The organism is Marinospirillum sp. (assembly GCF_014859565.1).
The window spans coordinates 1-11262 of record NZ_JACUUA010000114.1 but is presented as its reverse complement, the minus strand read 5'-3'; the positions used below and the strand labels follow the sequence as shown (position 1 = coordinate 11262).

Here is an 11262-nt window from a genome sequence, read left to right as displayed (position 1 = left end):
AAATTATAACACTTCCTGCCGTTTTCTTTTATACCCCATGAGAAATCCGGGCTAGCCTGAACCAAGCCGCTTGATATCTAACTCGCTCACTAGCATTATGCACGCAATAGACGCCGCTAGTGAGTCCAGCTTAATTCAGCAGTCAGCTGTTGTGTATAAAAGGAGCCAGCAGAATGCCTCATGCCTACATCGTTGGACAAATTCGTATTAAAGACTCAGACCTCTGGGTAGATTACTGCAACAAAGTGCCTGCCACGCTGGAACCCTGGAATGCCGAACTGATGTTTCGCGGTACAAAAGACACCACCTTTGCCGGTGAAACACCCTACACCAACATCGTGGTGATCCGTTTTCCAGATATCACCACCGCCAAAGCCTGGCACAACTCAGAAGCCTATCAGGCTCTGGTGCCCTTAAGGGAAAGTGCAGCAGATGTGCTGCTGAGTGGGTTTGAAGAGAGTCTTTGATTTCCTATTACCGTGAGCAATTGCTTTTTCGTTTATTTCGATTAGAATCAAAAATCACTCAAACAAACGATGGAGCAAAGCCATGAACCAACTTGCCAGCTTTCCTGAAGCTCGTGAAGTTGCTGCTGCAACACAAGGGCAACGTGACTTGGCTGCCTATCTGTCAACCAAAACGGATACTCAACGGATTGAAATCTACGATGCTGACAACAAGGCGCACCCAATTGAACTGCCCACCAGTGCATTACGCCTGCTGGTAGACATCCTTGGGGAATTAGCACTGGGTAACTCGGTTAAAGTGGTTCCTGTCCATGCAGAACTCACTTCACAAGAAGCAGCCGACCTGCTTAATGTTTCACGCCCTCACCTGGTGAAATTGCTGGAAGAAGGTGCTTTGCCGCACCATAAAACCGGTCGTCATCGCCGTGTACTCTTCTCCGACCTGATGGCATACAAACAACAGCGCGATGCAGCCAGCAGCAAAGCCATGGACGAACTGGCCAGCCTCTCCGAAGAGCTTGGAATGGGGTACTGATGCGGCATTCGCTTTTTCTGGGTACAGTAAACTGGCAAACAGCCCGCTTGATATTTCACTCGCACACCACCATAATGCATCCAAGCTCTTCGGAGCTGGTTGAACCTTTACCTAGTTGTTTTGGTTCCTGGCTGCGCCTCAGTCGCCGATAAGACTGGGGCATATCACCCTCCCTTCTTCACCTCTACCAGAAATGCTTTTTGCTTGATTTCAGTCTGCACATAGCTCGGATTAGCGGCTATAGCCGTTACAAAAGTGAAAGGCTTATCGGGCTTTCTTGGATCATCCAGAACCACAACATAACTTTCATCAACAACAACGTATGTCCGTCGTTTTCTATCACGGCCACGACTGTCCTTTTTTGACTGGGTATAACGATGAATCGTACCGGCTGAAGCTGCAAGCACCTCGGCGATCCATAAAATCCGACGCGCTCTTTCATGATCAAAACCACCATCGTGAACACAGGTGCCCAAGCGATAGTTTTTGGCTTTACTGAAGGCATGATCAAAAGCACCGGCTGCAAAGATAATCGAAGCACCTGTCCAGTCAGTAAAAACTCGTCGATTACCCTGCTCATCGTAGACGTAGGTATCCAGATATACCTGACGATATGCCTCGATCAGATTTTCTTCCGTATCGGCTTTCAGTCGCAGTTTCGGCCACAAGCTATCAGTCAAACTATCGTCCTTGCCAGTTGAAGATATTGAATTTTCGCTCAGTCTTGGGAGTAGTAAACCGCAAGCCGCTTTTACCTACGGCTTTAGCCAGATGACCAGCATACTGCACTTTAAAAACGCTGGCGTTAGAGCGACTCTGCATGTCATTCCAATCATACCCCACCGCCCCCATCAACAAGTCTGCAAGCTGTATCAGCGGCTGGTTATGCGACTCTACCGGCTCAAGACAAGCTATTTTGGCTCTACCCATTAGCTTGTGTGCCAGAATCTGCCGCAGCTCTTCAAAACGACCACTGGCAGCATTCTGTTGCCAATCCAGATAAATATGGTAGGTATCACCTGGCTGAAGCCAATGTACCAGTAATTGGTAATAAAGCTTGTAAAAGCCAAGCTCTTTATCACCATTATTCCACTGCTCATGATCCAGTTGCCTTCGGTCAACCACAACACAACGAAAAGAAAGACATTGCTCCTCAGCAAACAACTGGATCAGGCTAAGATAAAATTCTGCCTTATTGGGTGATGCTTTTTTCCAGCCAAATTCTGTTTTAATGCCATGCTTGGTCATCAGGCCATGCAGACGACCAACTATGCGGCGCTTTTCTTCTCGAGGACATTGAAGCGCACCGATAACGATGTAAGGCTGTGATGGATCTGATGTATGGCGGCTTTCATCGCAATAGACGTTATATGTTGTCACTGTGTTCTCCAACACTTTTCATCAAAGAAGAATATTGCTCATGATCTTGCCGGAGTCGTTCAATGATTTGTCTGGCGGCGGTTTGCATTTCAGGCACTTCAATAGGCGATGCACCTCTCTCAAAGACCCCAGACAAGTGTGAATACTCATTGTTAATCCTGTCTGTTAAGACTGAAGGGATACGATCTTCACCAAAAAATGCATTAAGTGTTTTTTCAGTCATTCCTTGATCTGGGTATTTGTAATACAGGTAAATTTCGAAAAACTTCCTCGCATTGTTGGCAAAATTATAAAAAGTTACGTAGTTGGTATTATCGATAGCTTCAATAGAGGCACATTTATGGATCTGATGAAACAGGTAGTTAAACTCAGTCACATACTCTTTTAAATAGGATGGCATGACCTGCAATGTAGATTTTTTATCCTGCCTAACCACAACAAAGTATGCTTTCTGACATTTAAACTTTTCTCCATCAGAAGTAAGATAATTATCCTTTAATCGCTTTAAGTACTTCAGGAAATCAAGGTTGTGTGTTGAAACGAATAACTGCGCAAATCTCCCCTTCTCGACAACTTCCGCGTTTAACAGGGTATAAATAAAGAAAATATGATTTCCATCGAGTGAAGAGATGGGATCATCAATCCAAATAATAGGTTTCGAGTCTTTGGTTGCAACATCATCTAACTTGGCCAAAAAGTAGCAAAAAGCGAGCAGGCTACATTCACCTTCACTAAGGTGATAAGCCTTCTTACCGTCACGAATCACTTCAAACCGAATACGTTTTGCGTCTTGCGTTGGCCCTTCATATTTTTTAGCTTCCAACGTTAAGAACTGATGCCCGAAAAAATTATTAAGATATTCATTTACCTTTTTGGCTCCTTTTTCTTCATCGTTAAGTTCACGTTTCTTAGCAGCAACTTGTCCTTGTTTTTTTGTAATGTTTTCATTAATAGCCGCCTGAGCTTGTTCGGCCTCATCCCTCTTTTGCTTTAAGGTTTCAATTGAATTGAGCTGTGTTTGGTAATCAATCGTAAGCAAATAGTCAGCGACTTCTTTCAATCGCAAATCGGCTTTAGCCTTGGCTTGTTCACCAACTAATGAGCTGCTAAATAACTCTGATTTAGCGCAAAGGTCACTATATTCTTGCCAGATTTTCGTTAATGTTTCAGCGCAATCAGCTGGGCTCTCATATTTTTTAGCGTTTAGAATGTCACCTTTTCGATCCTTCAAGTGCTTGGCCAAATCATCTAAAGCAAGCAGGTAGTCTTTGGTCGCGGTTTGTAAGCTGGAATCCAAAGCCGTAAGTTGTGAGTGAAACTTAGAATAAAAAAATGATGGATCAATGGTCAGTGCGGCATGAACCATTTTTTTCTCGGTTTCTATCTTAGCAAGTAATGCATCAATCGATTTTTCTAATAACTCTGATTCTTCATCAAAGTGCTTATCAAGCTCTGCCCACCGCTCAGCCGAAATTTCATTATCGCAAAATGCGCATTTTTCATGCTTGTTTCGATGGTGAGTGCGACCTTCGTTTACCCAGCGGTTAAGTACCGCATCTTTGACTAACGCCTGAATTTTGTCAGACTCGCTAATGGGCTTGGTTACCAGAGTTTCAACTTGTTGTGCTAGGTTCAAAAAACTTAGCTTAGGTGGATAAAATTCAGGTATTGCAGGCAAAACCTTTTCATCAATCAGTTTTTTGTGCTCGGCCATTTGTTCTGTGTTTAACAGCCCAAAATTTGGAGCACTTACTGTTGCGATATCGGCTTTTAATTTGATAATTGTGTAGTTTTGGTCACCAAAACGCTCAGGCTTATATCTAATGCCGATGTTTTTGTTGGTCGCTTTATCACCTAATTGTTTTTCTAGGTTATCGTTCGCCTGATTATGAGCGCTAAGGGCTGTGTTGTATGCATCTGTGGCCTGTTTCTTTTCGGCATACAAACCAGTTTCTTGCCCTTCAACACTAGATCCTAGTTCAGCTTCAAGCGCTTCAATGTCTTTTTCGATCTTATTATTGTCGTCCCCTAAAATAGCAAACGGCTCAATACTGTCATCTGGATTGGTTATAAATCGTAAGTTATCTCGAATAAAATCTTCGTTGAATACCCGGACATTTTTACCATGAGCTGATAGAGTTTCGACTGTCACATCTGAATTGTCAGTAAATTTTAGTTGGAACGAGGGCGAGCCATATTTATCCGATAAATCGCCAGTCTCTAGAGCACGCGCAATACGCGATAGTGTCGTCTTGCCGGAATAGTTACGCCCATAGATGATATTGATATCAACAAAGTTTTGAACGGCACCGCCTTTGTTTTTAACTTCACTATCCCAACTAAAATCATCGAACACACCAAGCTTTTTAATGTGCTGAATTTTCTTTAGCATCGCAAACCTCCTTGTTTCTCGAATTCTTCCAGAGATTTTCGTGGTGGTCGGTAAGTGGTGCCGAATAGTCTTTCACTTCCGTTTGGGTTGAAGCTAAAGCATCAGGCGACAGAAAGCTGACATCACCGTCTTTTTCAAACCACACGGATTGGCCTTCCTCCAATGCAAAGCACTTATCCAAGCCAATCAGCACTTGGTAGTGAAAGGCTAAGGCGGTTGTTAATGCGGAAATTTTGGTTTGTCCACCACTCATACTCCCTCCTTAGATATCGCCTTTAAAGGCAGAGTCAAGAATTGATCTTTTAAGCTTTTGAAGATGGTTGATTTTATGAGTCAACTCAGTTTTTAATGGATCTATGAGCTGACTCACTAATGACAATTTCTGAACTATCTTTTGCTGTTCCTCTGTTGAAGGAATAGGAAACTTAAAGCTTTGGAAATCTTTGTATTTCAAGCTTTCAACAGTGACCCCACCTTTTACCAACTCGGATAAAATAAACTTTTCGTAACCTTTCAGCATATACTGAATATAGTCAGCGCTGACCTTCTTACCAGGAATGAAAACTTTAATATCTTGATTTACTGTACACTCAGACTCATTGATACAAACTGGTAACGTATGTCTCAATATCCCACTTCTCGCCACAATCAAAACACTTCCAGGTGGAATAAACTTGGCTGATGAACTTTTGACACCATCTTGGGTTATTTTTAATTCTGAATTAGTTATCACGGGTGACTTCATATCCTTGGGTGTTACCCAAAGAATATCACCATTCCAAAACTCTGATTTGTTTTTTGAAGGTGTACCCCCACCCGAAAAGGAACCTAGCTCTTCGAGTGATAATTTTTCATGTTCTGTAGATTCGTTGCAAACCAACGAGCTCAGTGTTGATTTGAACAACGCATCAGCCAGTTTGATGCTTTCCTGCAAATGCTCAATGGCAGTGTCGATGCAGGTGAGCAGTGCATCGAGTTTATCGACAATGCGCTTTTGTTCATTTGGTGTCGGTAGTGGACAACTTAGTTTTTTTATAAAATCTAACCTTACACCTTTTACAGTTGCGCCAGTTCCCACAGACTTTATGTACTCTGCTTGCGACTTTAACCAGTAAAATAGATACTTAACATCAATATTGCCTTTTATTAAAAGCCCCTTCAAGTCTTGATTTATAGCTACAAAGTCCTTGGTTATTACGACCTTTCCAAGTCCAACCCGTGTAGATATAACAACATTTTCAGGAGGAATTATATTTGTTGAACTGTTTTTTAAACCTTCTTCAGTAATCTTGAGTTCTGTATCGAAAAGTTCTTCAGAATGCAGATCTCTGACGCTTGCCCACTTTATTGCTCCATTCCAATATGCTGCTCGATTTTTAGCTGGAGTTGCACCGCCCACAATATGTATTAGCTTCCCTAAAGATTCGTAACACCACCCCTCCGGCAATGGATATAAAACCTGTTCCATCACTTCACCCCCGCTTGTTGCAGCAGGTCTAATGCCACCAGTTCCAGCTTGCTAAAGGCAAACCACTTTTTTCCCAGATCTTTCAGGGATGCGCCAATATGATAAATATGTTGCTGGTCGATAATCAAAAACCGGTCATGGGCTTTACTAAATGGCCTCAGTTCAACACCGGGGTACTGCTGATTGTGTTTATGAACGTCCAACTCCAGTTTTTTTGTTACTTTGCTGGTTAACAAGGTGACTTGTACTTTGGCTTTCCGCGCGCTCATGATTTCCAGCACGGTTTCGTCGATATAGTTGTCGATCAGCATAATCTGTTCGTTAGCTGATTTAATCAGTTTGTTGACAAAAACATAGGCATCAAATACCTGTCCATCGTAAAAAACACCTTGTTTTGGCGGTAGTTGTCCGGCTTCCATGGCGCTAAACAGGGCATCTATGCGCTGGTCTGATAGCTGTTGTTTTTGTTCTACTTGTCCCAAGCGCTGAAACAGGGCAGCGTTATTCAGCAAAAAACTGCGCATTTGTACAAAGGCTTCCATGATCTGAATACTGACCTGAACAGCGATATCACTACGCAACACAGCAGAAAGCATGGCGATGCCTTGCTCGGTAAAGACATAGGGCAGATATCGTCGCCCGCCATGTTGGTTTGAGGTCACAAATTGTGATCTCAAGTTTTCCTCTTCTTCTGGGGTCAACTGAAAACGAAAAGATTCAGGGAAACGCAAACTATTTCGTTTCACCGCTTGATTTAAAGCTCGGGTATCAACCTGATAAAGCTCGGCAAGGTCTCTGTCCAGCATCACCTGTTTGCCTCTAATGGTCAAAATCAAGCTTTGCAAGGTTTGAGCATCAGTGATTGTCTTGAGCCTGTTGGCTGGTGATTTTGCCTGTCCCATACTTATTTCTCCGCCAACAGGTCTTCAATTTCATCCAACAGGCCAGATACCAGTTTTTCTTTGGTGCGGATCTGCTTGAGGATGTCAATTGGAGCTAAATGTTCCGCATCTTTCTGCTTGGCTGGGTTTTTGGCGGAAAGGTCATAATCTTCAGTCAACTTGCTGGCTGCTACTGTCCAAGAGCGGTCTGTGGTTGCCCGGCTGCTGTACAACTCCACAAACTCTTTCAGGTGGTCATCGGTAATCGGCTTATTTTTGGTGAGTTTTTGTTCTGGTTCACACTCGTAGTACCACACATCACTGGTGCCGCCGCTGCGTTCAAAAAACAGTACGTTGGTTTTAACGCCGGAATAGGGCAAGAACACCCCGGCTGGCAGGCTTAAGATGGTGTGCAGGTTAAAGTTTTCCAGCAGCTCCTGTTTCACCTGTTTAAAGGCGCTGTTGGTTTGGAACAGCACACCTTCTGGCACAACGATGGCTGCTTTGCCGCCCGCTTTCAGAGTTTTCATAAAATGCTGTAAAAACAGCAACTCGGTAGCGTTGGCTTTGATCGGAAAGTTCTGCTGTATCTGGTCTTTCTCTTTTCCGCCAAAAGGTGGATTCGCCAGAATGATGTCGTAGCGGTCTTTTTCTTGAATATCACGGATATTCTGGGTCAGGGTATTACCACGGAACAGGTTGGGCGATTCGATGCCATGCAGGATCAGGTTCATCATGCCCATCACGTAGGCCAGCGAGGTTTTTTCAAAACCAAAGAAGGTATCACGCTGAATAAAGTTCCACTGCTCGGTGCTGAGTTCGCTTTTTTTCGCTTTCAGGTGTTCAAAGGCTTCCACCAGAAAACCGCAGGAACCCGCTGCGGCATCATAAATGGTCTGTCCTGGCTGCGGGTCGATAGCTTTGATCATGGCACGCACTACTGGGCGCGGAGTGTAAAACTCACCGGCATAACCACCGGCATCGCCCATGTTCTGTAATAAGCCTTCATACACCAGCGATAACTCAAACATTTCATCACTGGATTGGAAATTCAGGGTGTCGATAATATCCAGCACTTCGCGCAGGGTATGACCAGAAGCAACCTTGTTATCCAGATACTGGAAAATTGCCCCGATCTTGTAGGTGAAAGATTTAGGGTCTGCACCCGTGGCAGCCGCATTGGTAAAGCTTTTCAGGTAAGGAAAAAGCTGGTTGTTCACATAGTCGGTTAAATCATCGCCTGTTCTGGCACGGGCAAGATCCAGCTTGCCATCAGCCGTTTTCGGGCAGGCCCAGCTTGCCCAGCGATGTTCATCATCCAGCACAGGTTGATAACTTTTACCGGACAATTCCGCTTCATCTTCTTTTTCTGATTCGTAGTCATCCAGAAACTTCAGGAACAACACCCAAGAGGTTTGCTCGGTGTAGTGCATGGCACCACTGATACCATCGTCGCGGCGCAAGATATCGGTAATACGGTCAATTTTTTGCTGTAATGACATAATTAGTTTTCGTTTTTTAACTGGTTGATCAACGGTACTTTCAACTTACGGCCAGCTTAATTCGGAACGCAACGCGTTCGGAATCATATAGATTTGCAGTTTGATCATAAGCACGGCTTCCTTGGATTCAGCAAAACAGCTGCTGCTGAAGTTGTTTGAAAGCAGTCAGCAGGTGAGCTGGTTTACCACCGAAGGCATTGTAGGCATCCCTGATGGTGCCCAGCCCGGACAACTGGATCAAGCCTGGTAGTTGTTCACGCGCCAGCTCGGTAACGCCGGTTTGCTCATAACGCTTGAGTACAAAGTGCAGGAATTGCTGGGCTTTTTCGTGCTGGTACTGATCAAAAAAGGCAGTGTTTGCGCGAACCTGATCCGCACGGCTTTTGCGGGTTGCCATGGGTTGTTCAAACGCCAGAAACGCCAGCAGGTCGAACAGGTCACAATCTTCCGCCTCAAACATGCGGCGCAATGCGGCAAGCTGCTCTTTGTCGAAACCTGCTTGTACCAATTTGCTCAGTAAGACTTCTCGCTCATCAGGGTCTGACCAGATCTGGCGCAGTTCATCAACCGACTTAAACAAGCCGGGTAACTGGGTGATCAAGCGTTCAATAAACTCTTGTACGGTCAGGGGTTTGCCGTGCTCATCAATGTAACGAGTTTCTACATCAATGACTTTTAGCTCACGGTTTTTACCCAGCTTGACTCTTAACCGAGGTTTTGGTGGCTCTACAGGTGGATCAGTCAGTGGCGAGGGTTCTTCCGATTCAAAAGCTGGTGGTTCAGGTTCACCCGTATTACCTGGCTCACCCAGTTCGCCGAAGTTATCTGTGTCAGGTTCAGGAGGTTCTGGCTCACCATCCCAGTCTTTGTCATAAAATTTGTTGGTGGCACCACGAAAATCAATGATTGTGAAGTAGTCCTTACCATCAAAAACCCGTGTACCTCGCCCCACAATTTGTTTGAACTCCACCATGGAGCCAACGGTGCGATCCAGTACCACATTACGCACGTTACGGGCATCGACACCCGTCGTCAGCATCTGGGAAGAGGTGATGATGGTCGGAATGTCTTTATCGTTATCCTGAAATTTTTCGAGCAGTTCACGCCCCACCTTGCCTTCATCACTGGTGACACGCACACAATAATGAGGGTCTTTTACTTTTTTATGCTTGTTGATCATGTCGCGCATGGTCAGGGCATGGTTCTGGTTTTCACAGAAGACGATGGTTTTATCCAACGGATTGATATGATTGAGAAGGGTTCTGGCAACCAGCTCCGTGCGCTGATCCACAATGATTTTTTTGTCGTAATCTTCAACCTTGTAAATGTCCTGAACCGACTCCCCTTCGATCACCAGATCATCATTGGTCAGCACCAGTTCATCCAGATTGGTGCGTACACGTTTCACTCTGTAAGGGGTCAAGAAACCATCGTTAATGCCGTCCTTCAGTGAATATTCATAGGCAGGCTGGCCAAAATACTCATAGGTATCCACGTTATCCGTGCGCTTGGGTGTGGCAGTTAAACCCAGATGCACGGCTTTGCTGAAGTGATCGAGAATGGCACGCCAGGAGCCTGCTTCATTAGCTGCGCCCCGATGACACTCATCAATCAAAACCAGATCAAAAAAGTCGCTGGGGTAGGATTTGTAATAACCGTCGATATTCTCCCGCTCAGCAATGGCCTGGTAGATGGCGAAAAAAATGTGGGCGTTGGTAGGCACTACCCCATTGCGCTTACGGACTTCTTCACCATTGATTTTGATCAGATCTTTTTCATAGGGGTTAAAGGTATTAATTGCCTGATCCGCCAGAATGTTACGGTCGGCCAGAAACAGAATGCGCGGCCTGCGTGATCCGGGTTTATCGAGGTTCCAGCGAGCCTGAAAGACTTTGTGGACGATCTGAAATGCGATAAAGGTTTTGCCGGTGCCGGTCGCCAGTGTGAGCAGAATTCGGGATTTGCCTTGACCAATGGCATCGGTGGCAGCATGGACTGCCAATTCCTGGTAATAACGCGGTTGCATTGCCCCTTCCAGGTGAAAGGGGATGTTTCTCAGCTCCTGGCTAAGATCTGTAACCTCACCGGCATAGCGCTTTTCCAGCTCAGCAGGTGTTGGGTAGAACTCAATGTAATCGCCCTTGCCTGTTTCCAGATCAAACTCATAGGTTTGTATGCCGTTGCTGGAATAAACAAATCGCACGCGAAGTTTCTTCGCATAGTCGATGGCTTGTTGCAAACCTTTAGTGGGGTGCTCTGATTCTTTTTTGGCTTCAACAACTGCCAGATAGCGGTTGTCTTTATGGAGCAGGTAATCAACGAAGCAACGCCGACCGCGGACACCAGCCGCCATTTTTCGACCATCAGTAAAATAATGCTCCCGAATAATGTTACTCGGCGGCCAATGAGCTGCTTTGAGTGCGGGGTCTATGTAGTTAGCACGAGTATCGGCTTCTGAGGTCACTGGCCTGATTCCTTGTTCAGATCCTTGCTTCCTGAATATGCATCTTTACTGCAAGGAAGCTTACCATACCTGACCAGTCTGTGAACCTCAGTGCTTTTTTCTGTCAATCAAACCGTCAGATGCTGTTTGATCAGTCCATCACTCAGCCCTGCGATTTCCCCTTCTGCCAGGTT

At 45.1% G+C, this 11262-nt stretch carries 10 protein-coding genes; 2 read left to right on the top strand and 8 right to left on the bottom strand.

Going from position 1 to position 11262, the window contains the following annotated elements:
• The first annotated feature begins 173 nt into the window (after positions 1 to 173).
• A complete protein-coding gene (locus IBX50_RS13040) occupies positions 174 to 467 on the top strand; it encodes a DUF1330 domain-containing protein (RefSeq protein ID WP_292256484.1) in 294 nt (97 codons plus the stop codon).
• A gap of 82 nt (positions 468 to 549) precedes the next feature.
• Positions 550 to 1002 (top strand): helix-turn-helix domain-containing protein, encoded by a 453-nt coding sequence (locus IBX50_RS13035; RefSeq protein ID WP_292256482.1) that lies wholly within the window; start codon positions 550 to 552, stop codon positions 1000 to 1002.
• 164 nt (positions 1003 to 1166) lie between these two features.
• On the opposite strand, the gene IBX50_RS13030 is transcribed toward IBX50_RS13035, so the two are convergent.
• The 8 genes from IBX50_RS13030 to hsdR all read right to left on the bottom strand — a co-directional run bounded on the left by IBX50_RS13030 (position 1167) and on the right by hsdR (position 11089).
• Positions 1167 to 1682, bottom strand: coding sequence for a hypothetical protein (locus IBX50_RS13030; RefSeq protein ID WP_292256481.1), 516 nt, complete (start codon positions 1680 to 1682; stop codon positions 1167 to 1169).
• 1 nt (position 1683) lies between these two features.
• Complete coding sequence (locus tag IBX50_RS13025) at positions 1684 to 2382, bottom strand: DUF3800 domain-containing protein (protein WP_292256479.1); 699 nt, start codon at positions 2380 to 2382, stop codon at positions 1684 to 1686.
• A complete protein-coding gene (locus tag IBX50_RS13020) occupies positions 2369 to 4774 on the bottom strand; it encodes an AAA family ATPase (protein ID WP_292256478.1) in 2406 nt (801 codons plus the stop codon). Before IBX50_RS13020 ends, IBX50_RS13025 begins: the two co-directional genes overlap by 14 nt.
• Complete coding sequence (locus IBX50_RS13015) at positions 4749 to 5027, bottom strand: hypothetical protein (RefSeq protein ID WP_292256476.1); 279 nt, start codon at positions 5025 to 5027, stop codon at positions 4749 to 4751. The genes IBX50_RS13020 and IBX50_RS13015 overlap by 26 nt, the downstream gene beginning before the upstream one ends.
• A gap of 9 nt (positions 5028 to 5036) precedes the next feature.
• Positions 5037 to 6242: a restriction endonuclease subunit S gene (locus IBX50_RS13010; protein ID WP_292256474.1), complete on the bottom strand. Its 1206-nt coding sequence runs from the start codon at positions 6240 to 6242 to the stop codon at positions 5037 to 5039.
• On the bottom strand, positions 6242 to 7144 hold the full coding sequence (locus tag IBX50_RS13005) for an ORF6N domain-containing protein (RefSeq protein WP_292256472.1): 903 nt from the start codon (positions 7142 to 7144) through the stop codon (positions 6242 to 6244). Before IBX50_RS13005 ends, IBX50_RS13010 begins: the two co-directional genes overlap by 1 nt.
• A 2-nt stretch (positions 7145 to 7146) precedes the next feature.
• Complete coding sequence (locus IBX50_RS13000; protein WP_292256471.1) at positions 7147 to 8625, bottom strand: N-6 DNA methylase; 1479 nt, start codon at positions 8623 to 8625, stop codon at positions 7147 to 7149.
• A 127-nt stretch (positions 8626 to 8752) separates the two neighbouring features.
• On the bottom strand, positions 8753 to 11089 hold the full coding sequence (gene hsdR / locus IBX50_RS12995) for an EcoAI/FtnUII family type I restriction enzme subunit R (RefSeq protein WP_292256469.1): 2337 nt from the start codon (positions 11087 to 11089) through the stop codon (positions 8753 to 8755).
• Positions 11090 to 11262 lie beyond the last annotated feature (173 nt).